Annotated in this window: 23 protein-coding genes; all 23 read right to left on the bottom strand. The window is 42.0% G+C overall.

Features of this window, described 5'->3' with window-relative positions; genetic code table 11:
* Positions 1-26 precede the first annotated feature (26 nt).
* Entirely contained in the window at positions 27-701 is a 675-nt protein-coding gene (gene qcrB, locus CUU66_RS19170) for a menaquinol-cytochrome c reductase cytochrome b subunit (protein ID WP_101645010.1), read from the bottom strand.
* Positions 702-704: 3 nt separating this feature from the next.
* Positions 705-1,211, bottom strand: coding sequence for a ubiquinol-cytochrome c reductase iron-sulfur subunit (locus CUU66_RS19165; protein WP_101645009.1), 507 nt, complete (start codon positions 1,209-1,211; stop codon positions 705-707).
* Between the two features lie 162 nt (positions 1,212-1,373).
* The gene (locus CUU66_RS19160; RefSeq protein ID WP_101645008.1) at positions 1,374-1,838 is read right to left on the bottom strand and encodes a YpiF family protein; all 465 of its coding nucleotides are present in this window, start codon (positions 1,836-1,838) and stop codon (positions 1,374-1,376) included.
* A gap of 132 nt (positions 1,839-1,970) precedes the next feature.
* Positions 1,971-2,516 (bottom strand): ReoY family proteolytic degradation factor, encoded by a 546-nt coding sequence (locus CUU66_RS19155; protein ID WP_101645007.1) that lies wholly within the window; start codon positions 2,514-2,516, stop codon positions 1,971-1,973.
* Between the two features lie 266 nt (positions 2,517-2,782).
* The gene (locus tag CUU66_RS19150) at positions 2,783-4,045 is read right to left on the bottom strand and encodes a tetratricopeptide repeat protein (protein ID WP_101645006.1); all 1,263 of its coding nucleotides are present in this window, start codon (positions 4,043-4,045) and stop codon (positions 2,783-2,785) included.
* Between the two features lie 33 nt (positions 4,046-4,078).
* Complete coding sequence (locus tag CUU66_RS19145) at positions 4,079-4,942, bottom strand: hypothetical protein (protein WP_101645005.1); 864 nt, start codon at positions 4,940-4,942, stop codon at positions 4,079-4,081.
* A gap of 114 nt (positions 4,943-5,056) precedes the next feature.
* Positions 5,057-6,352 carry a 3-phosphoshikimate 1-carboxyvinyltransferase gene (gene aroA / locus CUU66_RS19140; protein WP_101645090.1) on the bottom strand — a complete coding sequence of 432 codons (1,296 nt, stop codon included), beginning with the start codon at positions 6,350-6,352 and terminating at the stop codon, positions 5,057-5,059.
* 29 nt (positions 6,353-6,381) lie between these two features.
* Positions 6,382-7,485: a prephenate dehydrogenase gene (locus tag CUU66_RS19135; protein ID WP_101645004.1), complete on the bottom strand. Its 1,104-nt coding sequence runs from the start codon at positions 7,483-7,485 to the stop codon at positions 6,382-6,384.
* Positions 7,486-7,520: 35 nt separating this feature from the next.
* Complete coding sequence (hisC, locus tag CUU66_RS19130) at positions 7,521-8,612, bottom strand: histidinol-phosphate transaminase (protein ID WP_101645003.1); 1,092 nt, start codon at positions 8,610-8,612, stop codon at positions 7,521-7,523.
* Positions 8,613-8,766: 154 nt separating this feature from the next.
* Entirely contained in the window at positions 8,767-9,144 is a 378-nt protein-coding gene (gene aroH / locus CUU66_RS19125) for a chorismate mutase (protein WP_101645002.1), read from the bottom strand.
* Positions 9,145-9,158: 14 nt separating this feature from the next.
* Complete coding sequence (aroB, locus tag CUU66_RS19120; protein WP_101645001.1) at positions 9,159-10,250, bottom strand: 3-dehydroquinate synthase; 1,092 nt, start codon at positions 10,248-10,250, stop codon at positions 9,159-9,161.
* Between the two features lies 1 nt (position 10,251).
* Positions 10,252-11,421, bottom strand: a complete 1,170-nt coding sequence (gene aroC / locus CUU66_RS19115) for a chorismate synthase (protein WP_101645000.1) — start codon at positions 11,419-11,421, stop codon at positions 10,252-10,254.
* Positions 11,422-11,609: 188 nt separating this feature from the next.
* Complete coding sequence (locus CUU66_RS19110) at positions 11,610-12,383, bottom strand: CheR family methyltransferase (protein WP_101644999.1); 774 nt, start codon at positions 12,381-12,383, stop codon at positions 11,610-11,612.
* A gap of 867 nt (positions 12,384-13,250) precedes the next feature.
* Positions 13,251-13,697, bottom strand: coding sequence for a nucleoside-diphosphate kinase (gene ndk, locus CUU66_RS19100; RefSeq protein ID WP_101644997.1), 447 nt, complete (start codon positions 13,695-13,697; stop codon positions 13,251-13,253).
* 96 nt (positions 13,698-13,793) lie between these two features.
* Positions 13,794-14,756, bottom strand: a complete 963-nt coding sequence (gene hepT / locus CUU66_RS19095; RefSeq protein ID WP_101644996.1) for a heptaprenyl diphosphate synthase component II — start codon at positions 14,754-14,756, stop codon at positions 13,794-13,796.
* A gap of 25 nt (positions 14,757-14,781) precedes the next feature.
* The gene (locus CUU66_RS19090; RefSeq protein ID WP_101644995.1) at positions 14,782-15,495 is read right to left on the bottom strand and encodes a demethylmenaquinone methyltransferase; all 714 of its coding nucleotides are present in this window, start codon (positions 15,493-15,495) and stop codon (positions 14,782-14,784) included.
* A gap of 21 nt (positions 15,496-15,516) precedes the next feature.
* On the bottom strand, positions 15,517-16,314 hold the full coding sequence (locus CUU66_RS19085; RefSeq protein WP_101644994.1) for a heptaprenyl diphosphate synthase component 1: 798 nt from the start codon (positions 16,312-16,314) through the stop codon (positions 15,517-15,519).
* Positions 16,315-16,537: 223 nt separating this feature from the next.
* Entirely contained in the window at positions 16,538-16,777 is a 240-nt protein-coding gene (gene mtrB / locus CUU66_RS19080) for a trp RNA-binding attenuation protein MtrB (RefSeq protein WP_101644993.1), read from the bottom strand.
* A gap of 254 nt (positions 16,778-17,031) precedes the next feature.
* Entirely contained in the window at positions 17,032-17,598 is a 567-nt protein-coding gene (gene folE, locus CUU66_RS19075) for a GTP cyclohydrolase I FolE (protein ID WP_219622800.1), read from the bottom strand.
* Positions 17,599-17,759: 161 nt separating this feature from the next.
* Positions 17,760-18,032, bottom strand: coding sequence for an HU family DNA-binding protein (locus CUU66_RS19070; protein WP_035323343.1), 273 nt, complete (start codon positions 18,030-18,032; stop codon positions 17,760-17,762).
* Between the two features lie 348 nt (positions 18,033-18,380).
* Positions 18,381-19,859 carry a stage IV sporulation protein A gene (spoIVA, locus tag CUU66_RS19065; protein WP_101644992.1) on the bottom strand — a complete coding sequence of 493 codons (1,479 nt, stop codon included), beginning with the start codon at positions 19,857-19,859 and terminating at the stop codon, positions 18,381-18,383.
* A 184-nt stretch (positions 19,860-20,043) separates the two neighbouring features.
* On the bottom strand, positions 20,044-20,799 hold the full coding sequence (locus CUU66_RS19060) for a hypothetical protein (RefSeq protein WP_374703013.1): 756 nt from the start codon (positions 20,797-20,799) through the stop codon (positions 20,044-20,046).
* Positions 20,792-20,992, bottom strand: coding sequence for a DUF2768 domain-containing protein (locus tag CUU66_RS19055; protein ID WP_101644991.1), 201 nt, complete (start codon positions 20,990-20,992; stop codon positions 20,792-20,794). The genes CUU66_RS19060 and CUU66_RS19055 overlap by 8 nt, the downstream gene beginning before the upstream one ends.
* Between the last annotated feature and the right edge of the window lie 487 nt (positions 20,993-21,479).

The following is a 21,479-nucleotide window of genomic DNA, read 5'->3' as shown; positions in this document are numbered from 1 at the left end:
ATAGATAAATTAGGCTTGTCGCTTTTTTACAATGGTCCTGAAATACCCTGCTTGCGAATCATTAAGAAGTGGGCACCCATTAAACCAAGTAATGCGCCTGGAAGGAAGAATACGTGAATCGCAAAGAAACGAGTCAGCGTCTGAGCTCCTACAATGGTTGGATGTCCTGAAAGCAATGTTTTGGCATAAGGTCCAATTACAGGAATAGAGTCAGCAATCTGCAGACCTACTTTTGTCGCAAACAGCGCTTTCATATCCCACGGCAGCAAATAACCTGTAAATCCTAGGCCTAGCATGACAAAGAAAATTAATACCCCTACTATCCAGTTTAATTCACGCGGCTTTTTATAAGCACCCTGGAAGAAAACACGCAAAGTATGTAAAAACATCATAACGATTACTAAACTTGCACCCCAGTGGTGCATACCGCGGACAATTTGTCCGAATGCCACTTCATTTTGCAGGTAATATACCGACTGCCAGGCGTTTTTGATGTCTGGTACATAATACATCGTCAAAAACATTCCGGATAGAATCTGTATTACCGTAACAAAGAAAGTTAATCCCCCGAAGCAGTAGACAAATGCAGAGAAGTGATGGGCAGGGTTTACATGCTCAGGAACTTCGTGATCTGCAATGTCACGCCATAGCGGCGTAATATCTAACCGCTCGTCAACCCAGTCATATATCTTGTTTAACAATTATTACGCCTCCTTATGCGGAACTGCTGACCCTAGATAAAGGATTCCATCTTTGACTTTGTAATCGTAACTATCCAAAGGCTTAAGAGGTGGTGTTCCTTTTACGTTCATGCCGTCTTTCGTATAACGGCCGAAATGGCATGGACAGAAGAATTGATTAGGATGATCCTTACTCGTATTCCAGTCCACCGTACAGCCTAAGTGCTTACAAACCGGGGAAAGGGCAACAATTTTCCCTTCATCGTTTTTATACACCCATGCAGTATCCGTTACTTCAGATTCATACCATGCATCTTTCTGCTTGTATGAAAAGTCAAGTCTTACCGGTTTTCCGGTCAGATCATCCACTTTTTGTTTTGTAGCGACATAATTTTCTCCCCCAGCCGCTTCCAATACAGGATCAACCGCAAAACGAAGCATCGGCATTAACATTCCGGCAGCCATGAAACCGCCTACACCCGTTAGAGTATAGTTCAGGAATTGACGTCTTGAAACTCGATGTTTGCTCATACATTTTCCCCCCCTCTATTAAAAAACTCGGTCTTTTATGACCAAAAAAATTAGATTACTATAAAACAAGGACATTACAATGATATATCAATATTTCCAATAGGTCAATAATCTGGGAATTCTTATATGCAATGCCAAAAAAGCTTTGTTCACAAAAATTTCCTATTTTTCCCGCTGCCATCTCTGGGAAAAAATGGTTGAAATCTGCCTTACCTGTTCATCCATCATCTGTCTTTTATACGTATCATCAAGCCCCTCAAGCGGAATTGCCGGGACCCAGATGAGAGTCTGCTCAAAATCATTTTCAACAGCCTTCCAATTACTGTCGCACGTTATAAAGAAAACGTGCTTGAAACCTTCGTTTAAAAAATTGCTCTTCCAGTCTAGGGCTGCCTGCTTTTTTGCCTCTTCCTCAGATGATGCAATATAGGTGAAAGGTGGAATAAGGATGATCCTCCCTTTAAACTGCCTTTCGATTTCTGAGGAGAGGATTGTCAGGAACTCATTCATTCTTGCGTATGATTTCGTATCTGATCCAAAGTCCACTCCTATTAACGGAACGATAATTGTATCAATATGTTCCCTTGCCTGTTCAAACATCTCCATGTCTTTAGGTACCAGCTTCACTCATCTCACTCCCGCTGCTGCATTATGTATTCTAGTCTATCTTACCATTTTTCTTAACTGGGTACATTATTGATAGTGATATTCCAGTCAAATAAAAAGAACACCCGCTAAAAAGACAGGTGTTCCTTATGGCTATATTTTTTTGAGCTGATTTAACTGGGCTGTCAGCTTTTGAAATTCTTCCAAGTTCTGCTGGTCAAGAGCGTCATCTATCAATTTCATTAATTTCTCACGCTGGAAGATTGCCAGGGAATTTTCCAGGAACTGCTCGGCAAGTACCTTGTCTTTTTCATTAGAAAACTGGTTCTTAGGCATGAACGGATTTTCTTCCAGGACAGCCGCATACTGGTAAGAAGAGTAGGCGGAACGGAAATTCAGCTGAATAAAAATATCCTCATCCCGGTTCAGCCTGATATCATGAAAGGATTTTTCGGCATCAGTCGTCATTATATTAGATTTGTAGAACCTGAATGGTGCTTCTTCTACACAATGTGTAGACATGATTAATCCTCTCGGACACAAGTTAGCCTGCTCTACAAAATGAACCTTTTTCATCAGCTGGTCATGGCTGATCAGGTAATTTAAGATCCAGACACACTCTCTACGTTTTAACTGGTAATGATTTAAAAACCAACGGATAAATTCTTTCTTTTCTACAACAGAAACAGGGGTGTGCATGTGAGTCCCTCCTCTGTACCTAATATTTTTATAAGCTGCTCTTTTTTATCATCTGATCACAGCCAGCGGCAGTCGCTTACCGCGGTGCGTTTCGGGTGCATCCCTCATGTTTAAGCCTGCTGGGTCCCCCTTGACTTGTTTTTCCCGTCAGGCAGTTTCGCACCGGCTAAGATCAGCGGAGTGAAATCAAACATTGAACTTTTACATGTCCTTAAAATCAGAGTAAGACCTTTAAATCCCCGTAAGCCACCGCGTCTTTCGGACTATTACAAACGGTCATTCAGCCGCTCTAATGTCATGATATATTCTTCATTTGAAGGCTGCATGTTCAGGAGCCTATTAAATATTTCTACAGCTTCCTTGTTTTTTCCTTCCTCAATCAGAAAATATCCATACTCTTCTAGAAAGTCCTGATTATCTTCAAATACTGGATAAGCTTCGGCAAAGAAACGGCCTGCTTCCGCAAAATTTTCGAGCTTATTATGACTAACGGCAAGAATCCAGTCAAATTGCGGATCGTATTCGCCATATTGCTGAACTGAACTGATTACTTCAAGGATTTCTTCATATTTCTCCTGATGAAGATAAAGTTTCAAAAGATTAAGGGCTGTCTCCATAAAGCCAGGATCTAAAGCCAACGCATCTTTAAAGTGGAATTCCGCTTCCTCTTCCAATCCCTTTTTTAGAGCCATCCTACCGGCAAAATGGGATAGTTCTTTATTAAACTCATCCTGTTTGATGCCTTCTTTAGCTGCGGAAAGCGCTTGATCCGGATCACCCATCTGTTCATATGATTTTGCGAGGTATAAATATAGGGTATGATACTCAGGATCTAAATTCTTAAGTTCTGAAAACTTTTCGACTGCAGTATTGTAATAGCCTGCTTGATATGCCGTTAACCCGTATTCAAACAACAAATTAATTTCCAGTTTCTCTTCCAGGGCTTTGTCAAAATACGGCAGCGCTTCTTCGAATTTCCCCAAGGAGCTTAAAGTATCAGCGATTCTCTGGCACAAATTAATTCCTGATACCTCTTTTTCCTGCTGTATCACTTTTCTATAGCTTTGAAGGGCCTCGAAGAACTTTGCCTGCTGGTAATATAGCTCCCCCAGAGCAAAGTCTATAATGATCTCTTCTGGAAGGATTTCTTTGGCTGTCAGGAGCTTCCTTTCACTTACTTCATCCATCCCCTGCATTTGGTAAAGATCCGCTTCGAGAAGAAGGGCACTCGGATAGGCTGGATCTTTCTGGCTGACTTTCTCAAGCAGAAGGATGGCTTCATCCTCCCTGTCCATTTCAGTGAGTATTTCTGCGATTGAAACCATAAGTTCTCCTTCTTCTGGATAAATCTCTAGAAGGTGTTCATACAGGCTTTTTGCTTCCTCAATAAATCCATAATGCAGACAGCCTTCAGCTAACTCAAGAATTTCTTCTTCAGTGCCGTTGTATTTTATTTCATTTATATGTTTTGAAACTCGATCAAATTCACCATCTTTTAAGTTTTCTAAAATACTTTCTATGCTAACCATTTGCATTCCCTCACAGTCAAAGTACAGCCGCTGCTAGGAAGAGGTAAAAAAACCCGGGACCTTTACAATCAATTCCTCTCCAGTGACCCCTTCCAGGTCCAGACGGCTGCCTGCTCGTATTATCTTACCATCTAAAACTGTAACAACTAGTCTATCATACCCGCAGGAAAAAATACCATCATACGATTCTCCTCCGCTTTTTAGAAAGAGGTTATAGCTTAATTCTCCGCCAGTGTGCAAATATCCTCTCTGTGGATAAATTCCAATTTTTCTTAAAGTTTCATCATCGAGAGGCTTCCCGGGCTCAGGGCATTGACTAAGATGTTTGATATTTTTACTATCAAGGATTCTTGTCCATTTCGAGCAGGCAGGTTCGTCATTGCAAATAGGGATAAGAACAGGGTTGTAGGGAAAAGCAGCATAGCGGATCCATTCCCAGGCTATATGTTCAAGGTTGTCTGTTATAGAAATTTCAATGAATACGGCCGGTATTTTTCTTTTCTTACATTGCACCATAAAGGAAGGTGTCAATAATTTGAGTGGAATTCTGACAGCCATGATATAAGACAGGGGCGAGCGTGATAATGATTTCTTTCTATTACGTATAGCGGTATCCAATTGATGGGCATACCTGACATAGGGCGCGGTTAATACGGTATGTGCCCCTTTGAGTATAAACTCATTAATATAGTAATCCAAATCCGGTTCTTCGGGTAAATCAAAGGAAAGCATGGTAAATGAGGGAGTCATAATATATGGGTCTAAATCCATTTTCATATAGCATAACTTGTTGACAGGACAATGGGCGGTGTAAATCCGGTTACTTTTGACTGCGAAATCCTTTTGCTCATATGTATTATTTTGGTAGAGAGTCACATTATTCATAACAAATGCCATTAAACCAGCCTCCTCAATGGTCTTATGACAAGCTATGCTCATTTTAATAAATTATGATAAAAAAGGTCTGGCCCTTGTAAAATGGCCAGACTTTCTTTAGCATGAGGCAGCAGTTTAACTGTGCTGAGCCAAGGCATATAAATGTTCGAAGAACTGAGGGTATGATACCTCCACTGCACCAGCATCAGAGAGGCGGACCTCACCGTCTGCGATTAAAGAGGCTACCGCCAGCATCATTCCAATTCGATGGTCCCCATAGCTCTGTACATCAGCACCATGCAGTGCTGCTTTTCCTTCAATTATCATCCCATCATCTGTAGGAATGATCTTAGCGCCTAGTTTGGATAATTCTTCTGCTACTGTATTAATCCGGTTAGTTTCCTTGACTTTCAATTCGGCTGCATCCTTAATAACTGTTTTTCCAGCAGCCTGGGTCGCAAGTAGGGCTATGATTGGGATTTCATCAATCAGGCGCGGAATCAAATCACCGCCTATTTCAACACCCTTAAGATCGGAGGAAGAAATAACAATATCTCCAGCCGGCTCAAATGTTTGATGTTCATGCGGGATGATTTCCATATTTGCGCCCATTTGCTTTAATACCTCAATAATTCCTGTCCGTGTCGGATTCAAGCCTACATTTTTTAGAATGATGGAGCTCTTTTTTGCTATTGCCCCGGCTGCAAGGAAAAAGGCAGCTGAGGAAATATCTCCTGGAACCATAATATCGGCAGCCTGTAAGCTTTGCGGTCCCGAAAGCTTAACAAAATTACCATCAACTTCTACTGTCCCTCCGAATTGCTGAATCATATTTTCTGTATGGTCCCTTGTCTTTGCAGGTTCAATGACAATCGTATCCCCATCAGCCTGAAGCCCGGCGAGCAGGATAGCAGACTTAACCTGCGCACTCGCAACAGGCAGGTTATAGCGGATTCCTTTCATGCTCTGGCCCCTGACTGCAAGGGGGGTATATTCTCCTTGATTCCGGCCGTCAATGGCCGCACCCATTTCACGGAGCGGATTGACCACTCTGCTCATAGGCCGTTTTGCGATCGATTCGTCACCGGCTAATACAGAATGAAAAGGCAGTCCGGCCAGGATTCCCAGCATTAATCTGGTTGTTGTTCCAGAGTTTCCTGTATCCAGCAATGCTGAGGGCTCCTTCAGTCCGTCAAATCCTTCTCCGTACACTGTTACGCTGCTGCCTTCTCTTTCTATTCTTACTCCCAGCCTGCTAAAACAGGCAATAGTGCTCAGACAGTCAGCACCAGGCAGGAAATTTTTAATCGTCGTTTTTCCATTCGCCACCGCTCCGAACATTACTGCACGGTGCGATATCGATTTATCTCCTGGAATATCGACTTCACCTTTTACAGCTGCACCGGTTAAGTGTAAGACACGTGTATCCATATTTTTCACCATCTGCAACTCCCTCGACATTAAGTTAGAATTGTTTCATAATTTGTATGCTTTTGTATACAATCACGCGCAAGCTTCCTGTCGCTTTCTGTCTGAAAACTTACAACGAGTGCAGCATAGATTTCTTCTCTTGTTTCTAGAATTCTTATGTTTGTGATGCTTATATTTTCCTGTGCCAGATATCCCGTGATTTCTGAAATCACCCCCGGATAATCGGGTACATCTATATAAAGATCATAAAAAGCAGGAATGGCACCCTGCGCTTTGACAGGCAGGTCATCACGGAATCGTTTGGCTGTGGCAAAATAGTCAAAAATTTCGTCAGCTTCCTGTCCCTGTACCATGTGCTTGACCTGCTCCATCTGGGCTATCCATTCTTCCATAAGCTGCAGAATGACATCTTTATTATGCAGTAATATGTCCCGCCACATTTGCGGACTGCTGGAAGCAATTCTTGTAACGTCACGAAATCCGCCGGCTGCAAGCCTTGAAACAAGCTGTTTCTCTGAATGGCAATTTTTTGCCTGGTGAACAAGCCCCGCTGCAATAATATGCGGGAAATGACTGATTACCCCTGTTAAATGATCATGTAATTCTGGTGTAATCACTAAAAAATTAGCTTTAGTACCAGAAAGCCAATCTTTTAGGTTTTCCACCTGACCTGCCGGCGTTCCCTCGTATGGAGTTAATAAATAAAAGGCATTTTCAAAAAGATGCGGCTTTGCAGCAATTGCACCGCTTTTATGGGAGCCCGCCATGGGATGCCCGCCAATAAAGGTATATCCCTTTTCTTCCAGGCATGCAGCCATGGTTGTAATTCCTTTTTTTGTACTTCCGACATCCGTGATGATGACATCATCTTTCAAATCCAGCATTGCTAATTCTTTAATGATGGATTCAGCCTGAACTACCGGGGTGCCTATGATAATAAGGTCAGCGGCTTCTGCCCCTTCCTTTATTGTCTCAGCCTCGTTATCTATTAAACCCAGAACCTTGGCCAGACGTAAATTTTTATGGTCCACATCATAGCCAGTTATCAGCGTTTCATGATGTGTATTTCGGATGGCCAGAGAAACAGATCCGCCGATAAGACCCAGCCCTATGACAAACACATTTCCCTTCATTTCATTCCTCCAGATTGACAAAATTCCTGCATGGATTATTTGTTGCTAGTTAAAAACTCGGTAAGCTGCCGGATGACACCCTCGTTCTGTTCAGGAGAGCCCACGGTAACTCGTATACTTGTCGGGAAGCCGAGAGCATTGCCAGATCGAACGATATAACCTTTTTCCATCAGGAATTGGAAAGCCTCGTCTCCCGGGCCTTTTACATCTATTAGTATGAAATTACCCTGTGATGGATAATATTTCAGTCCTTCTTTCTCACAGAAATCATAAAATTGAGCCAGACCTTTTTTATTCATTTCATGGCAGTATGCTATAAATTCTTGATCTTCCAGTGCAGCTGCTGCTGCAAACTGGCCGATTGTATTCGTATTGAAGGGCTCCCGGGCAGGATCGAGACGGCTGATAAGCTCTGAATGAGCTGCGCCATAGCCGACTCTGTAGCTTGCTAATCCGTAAATCTTAGAAAATGTGCGCAGGACCATAAGATTTTTATATTGTCCAAGCAGTTTGATTGTGTCTGGATAATCCTGTGCATCGACATATTCATAATAGGCTTCATCCAGCACTACCAGCACCTGCTCAGGGACCTTGTTCAGGAAATCTACCAAAACATTCTGAGGGACATAGCGGCCGGTTGGATTGTTTGGTGAACATACCCATACTACCGAGGTATTTTCATCTATTGCTCCAAGCATCGAGTCAAGATCATGTTCGCCATCCACCAGCGGCACTTCTCTGATTTCCGCTCCCTCAAGCACGGCATTATGCTTGTACTGCGGGAATGTAGGGGTCGCCATCACAGTATTCACACCAGGGTATAAAAGACTGCGGGAAATCACCTGTATAATCTCATCAGATCCATTGCCGAATATAAGCTCTTGTTCTTGGACTCCGAGGTGCTCCGATACGGCGCTCCTCAATACAGTAGCATAGCCATCGGGGTAAAGTGCCAGTGAGTTACCGTAATTTTTCATCACATCTTTAGCTTTTTCAGAACATCCGAAAGGATTTTCATTAGATGCAAGCTTAGTAATCTGCTCTAAACCATAAGCCTTTTTTACTTCTTCTATAGATCTTCCAGGCTGATAAGGTTTTAAATTCAGGATTGCTTCTTTCCATTTCATTTTTACCACTCCGCTTTATTAAAATATAAGCTCTGTTAATCTTGCTTGTTGATTGAAGCGAGAGGCACTCGCTTTTTTACCCGCAAATCAACAGAGTTCCAATTCACTAATGGACTGTATCCTAGTAAAATTAATTGCTTGCTTATGTAAAAATTCAATTAGAAACTTCTTGTGTGTTAAGGTCCGGTCTAAGAATTTCGGCCCGCTCCAAGTAGGCATGCCGGATATCTTGCTGCTCTATTTTTGTGTTCACATGAAGCATGATCCTTATGCACAGAGGCAGAGCTCCAGGCACCGGTATTTCTCTCATACACATAACAGGAACATAGGTCCATCCTTCAAATGTTCGGAGCCCCTTAGCTGGAAAGGCAGCATCTATGTCCTCAGTAACAGAAATGAACACAGACGCAACATGATCTGGTTCAATGCTATTATCCTTAATAAGGGTGCCAAGCAGTCTTTCAGTTGCTTTTAAGATCAGATTCTCATCATTACTCTCTACTGTTATTGCACCTCTGATTCCACGGATCATGTTTTATCCCCCACTTATCTTTTATTCTCAAACATTGGCAGCATTTCGGTTAACACTTCATCATCATTCAGAGTTTTTATGACAGGTTTCCCTACCTGATCAAGAAGGACAAAAGTAATATCCCTGCCTGTGGTTTTCTTATCCTTCTTCATGGCAGCGAGTAAATCGTCTGCATTCAGTTTGGAAGGAATCTTGGTTTTGTAACCTAAAGCATCCACCCAATTAATAAAGGTTGTGAGATTAAAATTCAATCCTGAATACCTGATGGATAGCTTCAGCGCAAAAACCATTCCGATCATGACTCCTTCACCATGGGTGATGGAGCCGTAACCCAGGCTGTTTTCAATGGCATGCCCTAGGGTATGGCCAAAATTCAAATAGGCCCGGACTCCGTTTTCCATTTCATCCTGTTTCACAATCGCCCCTTTAACTCCAATGCCCATCTTTATTGCATAGGCAAGCTGCTGCATGTCGACGTGTTCAAGACTTTGAATACCGGCCGTTAACCATGAATAAAATTCCGGATCAACTATAAGTGCTTCCTTGATTATCTCCGCAAAACCAGATCTGACTTCTTTCAATGGAAGAGAAGCTATAAAGTCTAAATCAAAAAACACAGCTTCAGGCTGATGAAAAGCCCCAATCATATTTTTTCCTGCTTCATGATTGATGGCAACCTTTCCCCCCACCGCACTGTCATGCGCAAGAATGGTCGTAGGGATTTGAAAAAACGGAATTCCCCTCATGTAGGTTGCAGCGACAAAACCTGCAAGGTCGCCAACAGCACCACCGCCAAGAGCAAGAATTAAGGATTTCCTGTTCAGGCCAAATTCTAAGGCCTGTGTTAAGCAGCTATAGTAAACATCAAAGGTTTTGGCTTTTTCACCGCTCGGGACTACAGAAACATGTAATTCTTTTTCAATATCAGCCAGCACGTTTTTTAATCTCTGTAGATAGAGTGCGCCGACAGATTCATCTGTAATGATGAGTATACTTCTGGCTGAACGGTATTTTTCCTTTAAATATCCAGGCAGCAGGGCTAATGCATCCTGGCCGAGATAAACAGGATACGTTTTATTTGAAGTCTCGATCGTAAGGATTTCCATTTTAAAACTCCCTCGCGTATTCCCTTTGGCTTTCAATCGCCTGCACCAGCACATCCATGCGGTCAGATGAGAATTGATCCATGAGAGCAGCTGCAATTTCCCAGGCAACAGCTGCCTCTGCAACTACGGCTGCCGCTGGTACCGCACAGCTGTCTGATCTTTCAATACTGGCAGAAAACGGTTCTTTTGTATCAATATCAATACTTTGAAGCGGTTTATATAAAGTCGGAATAGGCTTCATGACACCTCTAACAATGATAGGCATTCCAGTGGTCATCCCACCTTCAAAACCTCCTAGATTGTTAGACTTCCGGTAATAACCCTGCTCCTGATCCCAAGCGATTTCATCATGAACTTCACTTCCCGGCCTATGCGCTGCTTCAAAGCCGATCCCGATTTCTACACCTTTAAAGGCATTGATACTTACGATCGCTGCTGCAATCTTTGCATCAAGCTTCCGGTCATAATGCACATAGCTTCCAACACCAGCCGGCATACCCTCAACAATCACTTCAACAATACCGCCGATTGAGTCTCCGTTTGCTTTCGCAGTATCAATCGCCTCCATCATCTTTCTGCCAGCCTCTTCATCCAGGCATCTGACAGGTGAGGCTTCAGATCTTTCTTTTACTTCCTCAATTGGTAAAGAAGGGCGTACAGCTGTAATTCCTCCTATTTCAATTACATGGGAAGCAATTTCGATTCCAAGCAGAGATAATAATTTCTTCGCGACTGCTCCAGCTGCTACCCTGACCGTTGTCTCTCTTGCTGATGAGCGTTCCAGAACATTTCTTAAATCTCTATGCCCGTATTTGATTCCGCCATTCAAGTCAGCATGACCAGGCCGCGGCCGGGTGATTTTACGCTTCACTTCATCTGACTCTTGAGCTGAAATGGGTTCACTGCCCATTATTTTAGTCCAATGCTTCCAATCATTATTTTCAACAACCAAAGCCAGGGGTGATCCCAATGTAAGCCCGTGCCGCACACCGCTGGCAATAAAAGCTGTATCCTTCTCGATCTGCATTCTTCTTCCTCTGCCGTGACCCTTCTGCCTTCTGGCGAGATCTGTATTAATATCTTCCCCAAGCAGCGGCATACCTGCTGGCAGACCTTCTATTATAGTAGTTAATTGTGGCCCATGGGATTCTCCTGCAGTTAAATATCTCATTCTTTCCGCCTCCATTGACTGGCAAGTCTAATTTATATGTATAATGAAAAAACACAGAATCCTTTAATGCTTAAAAGCGTTAAAATTAGTATAACAGAAGTAATTATTCATTAACAGTATAACCTTTATTATTTAGAAGTTAAATTTAATTAAAAAGGCTGTGCAACTAAGCACAGCCAATAAAAAAATTATTTCTTTTGATAAAAAAATGTATCCGCTGCCTCGAATCCGAAGGCAGAAGGTGTGAAAATTTGTTCGGTGCTTCCCACAAACAAGAAACCGCCGCTTTTTAACGATTTACTGAATTTAGCATAAATCATCTGTTTTGCTTCTTCGGTAAAGTAAATCAGCACATTTCGGCAGATGATCAGGTCAAAGTTAGATTCGAAAGCATCAGAAAGCAAATTCTGGTTTTGAAATTGAACGGTGTTTTTGATTTCTTCGGACACTGAATAATAATCTCCATCTTTCGAAAAAAATTTTTCTCTTACGGATATCGGAACCTCGTTCAGGGACCTTTCCGGATAAACACCGAGTTTTGCTCTTGCCAGTACATTTTCGTCAATATCAGTTGCCAGTATTTTCACACGGGATAAAGGAGCTAGCCTCGACATAATCATAGCGACCGTATAAGGTTCTTCACCCGTCGAACAGGCGGCACTCCATATTTTTAATGAAGGCGACTTTTTAATAAGGTCAGGAAGTATTTTCGTTTCAAGGACTTCCCATCTTTTTGCATTTCTATAAAACTCCGATACATTGATGGTCATCCTGTCTAGGAACTCCATGCGCACTTTTTTATCGCTCGTTATTCCTTTGTAAAAATCCGAAAATGTTAAAAAGCCTTTTTTTTCATAAAGAGACATAAGTCTTCTTTTCATTTGAGCTTCTTTATACAAGGAAAGGTCAATGCCTGTAAGATTCTTCACATTATTAATAAACTCTAGATAATCCCGCTGCATAACATACTCTCCTATATAAATATTAAATGGATCAACAGCCTTAAAACCTATAAATAGTATATCGGCTCAAGCTGTAAAACTTAAAGCTTCAAGGAATGCAGGTATGCATAAAAAAAGGCTGTTTTCGCTAACTTTGTTGCTATTGTCCAAGAAGTTGATTTCCGTTCCAGGATGCTCGCGGACCTTAGGGGCGTGCGGTGAGCCTCCTCGTCTTCGCCTGCGGGGTCTCACCTGATAGAAAAGCGGAAGCGCCTTGTTCAGACCGATAAAGAAGACTTGCTGAGTGGCCATAGTCGCACTTACCACGCTTGAACGGCCACGTCCTGTGGCCCCGCCTGGCTCGCACATCCTGTGCTTCGTGCGTTAGCCAAGCATAAGACAAGCGGGCCGTGGAAAGCGGTTTTCCTTTCCATGGACCGATTGGCTTATGACTCGAGGGTCTAGGCGCTGGAGCCGGACAATGCCCGCTGCTCCCGCACAGAAAAGCGGAAAGCTGTGCCTGTCCAACATATAATTATTAAAAGATCAGTGTTAATCCCAATAGATAAAAGTTGCAAACAAAGTGGCAGGCAGAGACCCGATAAAGAAGACTTGCTGATTGGCGAACGACAGTGAAGACAGAAGCTTAGTCGCACTTATGCGTCAGCCAAGCATAAGACAAGCCGGCTGTGGGGAGTGCTTTTCTCTCCATAGACGGATTGGCTTATGACTCGAGGGTCTCAGCTTGTAGCTGGATCAAGGAGTCTCGCACCTTACACTCCAATCAACCTGATTTAACAAAAGGTGATGAAAAAAACTTATTAAAAAACAACAATCTTTTAAAAAAGAGCCTAAAAAAAAGACCGGCTGAGCCAGTCTCCTTCTTCATTAATAAATCCATTCATTTATAAGTTTAGGATAATCGACAAGTTCATCTTCTTTAAAGAATAACGCAATCTCGCGCTCTGCACTTACAGTTGAGTCGGAGCCGTGAATTACATTTTTGCCGACGGTTAAACCAAAGTCTCCGCGGATTGTGCCAGGCACGGCATCTCTCGGATTGGTTGCCCCCATCATATGTCTCGCGGTAGCGATTACATTTTCACCCTGCCAAACCATCGCAAATACTGGACCAGATGTTATGAAGTCTACAAGTTCTCCAAAAAACGGACGTTCTTTATGTTCACCATAATGCTCTTCAGCAAGTTTGGTTGAAATCGCCATCAATTTAGCGCCCGCTAAGTGAAAGCCCTTTCTTTCAAAACGTGTAACAATTTCCCCGATTAAATTACGCTGTACCCCATCAGGCTTGACCATTAAAAATGTTTTTTCCATGACTTTTCCCCCAGTTCGTAGGATGAATGCCTTTTCATTTAGGCAATTCACGAAAATATTACCATTATTTTAATATTTTCGCAACTGCCATAATAATTAAAACTTTCTTTTTCCTATGAACTTGGCTAAATCTATTAAAGATTTACGGTTTTTTCCCGGAGGTAATTCATTAAGAATCTGCAATGCCTTTTCCAAATACACATTACTTACAGCCATAGATTTTTCAATAGCACCTGAGTGTTTGATTAACTCAATAATCCGCTCTAAATCATTTTGGGATATCTGCTCATTAACATTCCGGATTACATTTTCCAAGCCTGAGTCTTCCATGGCAAATAATACAGGCAAGGTGATATTCCCCTGTCGCAGATCCCCTCCTGCTGGTTTGCCCAGAGCCTTTTCAGTAGAGGTAAAATCCAGAATATCGTCGATTATCTGATAAGACATTCCCACGTAATAGCCGAACTTAAACAGTTTTTTATGTACAGCTTCTTCCACCCCTGCCGCCACTGCCCCAAGCTGGCAGCTTACAGCGATCAAAAGGGCTGTCTTACGTTTAATTCTTCTAAAATAATCCTTTATATTTTGGTCAAATCGGTATTTATCTTTAATTTGTTCAATTTCCCCGATACATACCTCTACAATGGCTTTCGCTAGGATTTGGTGGGCAAGAGGATTGTTAATTTCCCCCATGATTTCCAATGAACGCGCAAATATATAGTCTCCTGTATACATGGCGACCTTATTATCCCATTTGGATTTAATGGTAGGCACTCCACGCCGAAGATCGGAGTCATCAATTACATCGTCGTGAACTAATGAGGCCATATGTATTAATTCCAGAGCCGCCGCCGCATGTTTGATCACATGAATATTGTAATCGCCGAATTTTGCAGCCAATAAAACAAACACTGGGCGTATTCTTTTACCTCCTGCTTTCAGGAGATGCAATGATGCTTCTCTTAAAACAGGTGAGTCTGCCTGAATAGTTGCTTCTAATTCCTTCTCAATCAATTGAATATCTGAATTCAAGTACGAATACATCATTTTGAGTTTCACTTATTTCACCCAGCTTTATAATTCCTTATTCTTTGTTTCCCTTTATCCCCATATGAGTAGCTGCTACACCACCCGTGTGCGGCTTGAAACCAACATTTGAAAATCCCGCCCTCCTGAACATGTCAGCCAGCTCTTTCATACCGGGAAAGTCGCGGGCAGATTCCTGAAGCCATGAATACTCCTCATAACTCTTGGCAAACAGTTTTCCGAACAGGGGCATCAAATATTTGAAGTAAAAAAAGTATGCCTGCTTAAACACAGGGAGAGTCGGCTGGGAAGTTTCAAGGCAGACTGCCATGCCGCCCGGCTTCAGTACTCTGTGCATTTCCGTCAGAACAGTCATATAATCCGGCACATTTCTAAGGCCGAAGCCTATTGTGACATAATCAAAGCTATTATCTTCAAAAGGAAGATCCATCGCATTCCCATGGATCAGTTCGACTTGTTTAAGATTCAGTGACTGGACTTTTTCGCGGCCGACCTTCAGCATATTTTTACTGAAATCCAAGCCAATTACCCGTCCTTTTGGCCCTGCAGCCTGCGCAAGGGCAATCGTCCAGTCCGCCGTTCCGCAGCAAAGGTCGAGAGCAGTGTCGCCGGGTTTCACCCCCATTTGCTTCATTGTCGTATTCCGCCATTTTTTATGCTGCTGAAAGCTGATGACAGAATTCATCTGGTCGTAATTTTTATAAATTTTTTCAAAAACGTGGTGAACTCTTTGTTCCTTGGATTCTTGCATGTCTACCCTTCCTCCGCGCCGTTACAGCTTTTTTGCCAGCTTGTCAAATTTAGAAATAAATCTTGTCTTAATTTCATGATTGACAGAAGACTGCTGCAGGCCTGAAAATACAGAAGCAATTTGACTGTCTATAAAACCAAGTATATCTGTGGATGGCTCATGTGCAGCTAAATAGTCTTCAATCTGGTTCAGTACTATCGTTTTTAATCCCTGGCTGCAATAGTTTTTTTCGTCATAAAGCCTTTTTATTAAAAGTATATCAGAGAAAAGCTGTTTATAAGATGGCTGGGCACAAGCATCTGCTGCTTTGCAGACTAAAGCAGCCTCAATAGCTTTTATGCTGTCAATGAGTTCGGCAGCATTGGTATGGACAGCCTGATACAGCTTGATTTTATTTTCGTTGACATCCTTAATCCCTGCCGCAAGACAGCTGATATAGTCGACCTTTTCAAGCCCCGCTAGAATGCTGTAATATAGTCCGCTGAAATAATCCCCTGCAAGGATTGTTAATTGCCTGCTCTTTAAAAAATCAGAAGTGTCTTCTCCCGGGATGGATAATGTTACTTTTTCATGTGTATCGAGTGCCATCTGCACAAGCATCGCAGCTAAAACAGTCTGCTTTTTTTCCCTGTCAGTCATATCTGTCTGATTGAACAAAACCATTAAAAATTCAAGCTTCACCAGGTCTATTTCGGGCTTATCTATATATTCAAGCAGATAAGGATGATTAATAGCTTCTTCTATAATCTTCTTTAGTTCTGTTGTGTTATTTTCAAGGTTAAGCATTTCATCACCCTTATTGCCGTCATTTTTCTTCATATCATCATACCCATAACAATATCTCTATTTCTATGTATTCATTCTCGTTAAAAACAAGCTTAATTATAACATAATATATCATTAAAACTGCAAAATGGTTTCTGAAAAGCTTGTTATATCTCACGTTTTAGCAAAATAAAAATCTGACTCTTTGTAGATGGTCATACTATGAGCCAGATTATTCGTTTTCCTATTAGAGTATAACTTTATGTTCGATCGAGCATCAATCTTTAACCCGCTTGGTCTCGCTGTGGACCTCTCCATATGGAGTGAAAATTTGGGCATTCCCCCGAATTTTTATGGCAGATGTGTGCTCAGTAAACTGGGCCAGCAATACCTCTCCCGAGTCTAGTTTTTCAGAATGATGAAACCGGGTATCAGTTCCTCTTGTTAGACCAATTACACTAACCCCATCTTCCATAGCCTTGACCACTACAAAATCCGGATTTGATTGTTCCTTCATCTACCTCACCTCACCTGTGATTTAATTTGCTGTTTTTTCAGACATTGCTGCTAATGAAAAGCAGGTTGATTGTAGTGCAAGGCATGCCCGCTTTCCGCGGGGTATGCGGTGAGCCTCCTCGGCTTTCTTTAAGCCTGTTGGGTCTCACCTGTCCCGTAGGAGTCTCGTACCTCCAGCGAAGGTCACCCTGTTTGAACAAATAGGCTGCAGTCACAAAATTCATCTTCAAATAACAATTTTTTAGAAGACAGCCTTTAATTTTTAATGAGTGACAGCACCTCGGCACGTGAACGGTCATCTTCTCTGAAAATTCCCCGTACAGCACTGGTTACAGTTTTAGAGCCAGGCTTTTTTATACCTCTCATGGTCATGCACATATGCTCAGCCTCTACGACTACCATCACTCCATGAGGCTCAAGCTTATTCATAATTGTATCTGCTACTGTGGAGGTAATCCTTTCTTGGAGCTGCGGCCTTTTCGCAACCGCTTCAACAGCCCTTGCAAGCTTGCTCAGACCCGTCACTCTGCCGTTTCTAGGGATATAAGCCACATGGGCATGTCCGAAAAATGGCACCAAGTGATGTTCACACACAGAATAAAATGGTATATCTTTAACGAGAACCAGTTCCTCGTGTTCTTCTCCAAAAATCGTTTCAAAATATTCGGCCGGATCCTGATTGATCCCCGTAAATATCTCTTCATACATTCTCGCTACCCTCTTCGGGGTATCCATAAGACCTTCTCTAGACGGATCTTCACCGACCGCTTCTAGAATCATTCTTACAGCTTCTTCTATTTGAGCATGATTAACTGCCGACATCTTTTTCCTCCTGTTAGCACGAAAGCGTATGTAATGCTCCCTTGTAAAAATATAATCCCATCTTAACATAAAAATAAATTTAATAGCAAAAAGGATCACGGGTACCCGTGATCCTCCCTTTCGCTCAGGGAAGGCTGTAAGCCTCACTGAGTTACTATGTATTACTTAACAGCGTCTTTAAGCGCTTTTCCTGGTTTGAATGCAGGAACTTTGCTTTCAGCGATTTCGATTTCTTCGCCAGTCTGTGGGTTGCGCCCTTTACGAGCTGCACGTTCACGTACTTCAAAGTTACCAAAACCGATTAATTGTACTTTATCGCCATTTTTCAACGCGTCTAAAATTGAATCAAAAACAGCATCAACTGCTTTTGTAGCATCTTTCTTAGAAAGTTCGCTTGCTTCCGCAACCGCATTAATCAAATCTGTCTTGTTCATGCCATTCACCTCCTCCCAAAGGAATTATTGCTTTTCGCAATTATCCTGTCTAAACACATTCCAAACCAAGAAAGCAAAAAGCTTTACCTTCAGACGGGAAAATCCCTTCCAAAGTGCCCAGAACAGTTGAAATGGCAACGTTTATAACGTTTTCTGTATGTAGATTATCATAATCACTTACCCTTAGCAAGCGAATTCCTCAATTAATGGGAATGTTTTCTTTTTTGGGAGCATATATTAATAATTTATGTACAGTTTCACGGAAATCTTCCAGAAATCTGGCTGCAGACATTGGCTGCAAAACAAAAAACCCGCCAAACCGGCAGGGCAGGATAAAAGGTCATTCATTTAGAGGATAATGGCAATAAGGCCGCCAGAACCTTCATTTATAATTCTCTCTAGTGTTTCTTTCAATTTATATCTGGCATTTTCCGGCATCAACGACAGTTTAGCCTGAATACCTTCTCTGACAATTGAGCTGAGGCTTCGGCCAAAGATATCCGAATTCCAGATGGACAAAGGATTATCTTCAAAGTCCTGCATGAGATATCTGACCAGCTCTTCACTTTGTTTTTCTGTTCCGATAATCGGTGCAAATTCTGATTCAACATCTACCTTAATCATATGAATAGATGGAGCCACCGCCTTTAATCTCACTCCAAATCTTGATCCCTGGCGAATGATTTCAGGTTCATCAAGGCTCATATCCGCAAGTGATGGGGCTGCAATGCCATATCCGGTCTGCTTCACCATTTTCAGAGCATCTGAAATCTGGTCATATTCCGCTTTTGCATGGGCGAAATCCTGCATCAATTCAAGAAGATGGTCCTTGCCCCTTATTTCAACACCTACGATTTCCTTCAGGATTTCATCGTATAGTTCATCTGGTGCGAATAAATCAATTTCCGCTACACCCTGGCCCATCTCAATCCCGGCTAGGGAAGCACGGTCAATAAATTCGAAATCAGTGAATTGATGTACCACTCTGTCTACATCACGCAGGCGTTTAATATCCTTCACTGTTTCTCTGACAGCTTCCTGATAGCTCTCTCTCAGCCAGTGATTATCACGAAGCACCATTACCCAGCTCGGCAGGTTGACATTCACCTCAAGCACAGGGAATTCATATAATGCTTCCCGCAGTACATTCAGGACATCAGTTTCTCTCATACTTTCGACACTCATGCAAATAACCGGAATATCGTACTTTTCCTGCAGCTGGATTCTCAGCCTGTCTGTTTCGGGGTGGTGCGGCTGCACTGAGTTGATAATCATGATAAATGGTTTTCCTACTTCTTTTAATTCATTAACCACTCTTTCTTCGGCTTCCACATAATCCGCACGGGGTATTTCACCGATTGTGCCATCTGTTGTTACAACTACCCCCAGCGTAGAATGGTCTTGGATGACCTTTCTGGTTCCAATTTCTGCAGCTTCATGGAAAGGGATCGGCTCTTCATACCATGGTGTATGGATCATCCTAGGGCCGTTTTCATCCTCATACCCTTTAGCCCCTGGCACCGTATAACCTACACAATCTACGAGGCGGATATTCACTTCCAGCCCTTCGTCTACCTGAACGGTAGCTGCCTGATTCGGTACGAACTTCGGCTCGGTCGTCATGATAGTTTTACCAGCTGCACTTTGCGGCAATTCATCCAGAGCACGCGCCCTATCTGATTCATTAGGAATATTCGGAAGCACAATCAATTCCATAAACTTTTTAATAAACGTTGATTTACCTGTCCTGACAGCACCTACAACGCCTAGATATATGTCTCCTCCTGTGCGTTCGGCAATATCCTTAAAAATATCAATCTTTTCCAAGAGATCCCCTCCCGATCTTATACCTATATATAGAGATTCATTTCAATTTGAAACTGGACATTATATGTCTATGATGTTGTCCATCTATTTTATTCCAAGATTTTTTCGATTAATCATAATCTCGTTTAATGATTAATAAAAAAACCCCTCTCCTACAATATATTTTGCAGATCAGGGGTTATTCTTACTTATTCATAAAAATTGGTTTTTTCGTCTTCGAGTCTATCGTATACGGCAGAGAATAGGCGGGTGCAAACAGGGAATCTTCCGTCAGAATACTCCTGATATCAGTACCAGGTTTGTAATCCCTTCCCTTTTCTTTGAGTGCGTTTACAAGATCAGGAGTATAATCGACATAAATCCGTCCGTCTGTGCCGATCACCAGATGCAGCGGTTTTTGTGAATATGGGCTCATGACTGTCGGAGGCTCCTTATATCCCATCTTTTTATGATCCAGCGTATAAACCTGAGGAGTAAGGATTTCCTTAAAAGGAGGATACCCATGCGATTGACGGTATACGTTCAGACGGATCACCACATCCTGAACCTGGTCAGCCAATCTTACATCAAATAACTTCACCGTCGGATCCTTCTCTTCGTCTATAATCACATATTGAAACACACCACCGCTTTCATACGCATTGCCAGGCGGTTCAGCCATATATTTAGGAATTAGTTTTTTAAAATCAATCGGGTATCTTTGGTAATATGGAGTGTCGGCTTCCTTAGTTTTGATAGGGAGGATGCCGCCATTATCCTTCTGAAATTGATCAACTGCGCTTTGAACAGATTGGATTTGGTCTTTATAAGGAATTTGACTCTTTGTCAGCTCTTCCTCCGGATACATACAGCCGGACAAAAGGCTGATTATCATGATAAACAGGGCTGCGAATGTAAGCTTGATTATATATCGTTTTGCTTCCATCGAAAATCTATCCATTAGTCGGCCCGCTTAATACGACCAGAAGTACAATCAATCCACCTGTAATCATTAATATATACGCAACAACCGCAGTAACCACTTTCAAAATACCTTTTAACTTATAACGGCTCAAGTAAATAATAAGAATGGAAATTGCCAAAAAAAACATACCGGCAAAAGAGATCCACATCTTTTGCAATGCTGGGGTCATGACGCTCTCTCCTTTTATGTATATCGCTACATTTTCTTCTATAAATCTTCTAATATCCCGAAGTATTATAACATAGGGATAATCGAATTACATTAACTGAAATAATTTTCTTAACTTTTGGACTCTTAAAGGTGTGGTCGTCAGGAACGGCTTCTCTAAAGGGAATTGCGCCCGCTGATGTGAAATGAGAACTGTTGAAATGTTTAATATATATGCTGGTTCATCTTTGGAATTGGTTCCCTATAGAGCTTAAGGAGGATATCAGGTTGGTGAATTAAAACCGATCCCCGCAAATAGTAAAAACCCCCTTCTAAAATTATGGAAAACTCCGCAAATTGTAACAGCCCTTCAAAAAGTCTCTGAAAATTTAATTTTGCCCCTTAAAACGTCAATTGTGGAGTTTTCATTTGTGAAAATTCCAACTGAATACAATGCTTGGTCCCAAACTTTGAGACATTTGTAACGTCGCACATTTTTAATCCTCACT

This window comes from Peribacillus deserti (genome assembly GCF_002863585.1).
Lineage (GTDB): Bacteria > Bacillota > Bacilli > Bacillales > DSM-1321 > Paraperibacillus > Paraperibacillus deserti_A.
Note: the sequence above shows the minus strand (reverse complement) of the source record. Positions and strands in the feature narration are given on the sequence as shown.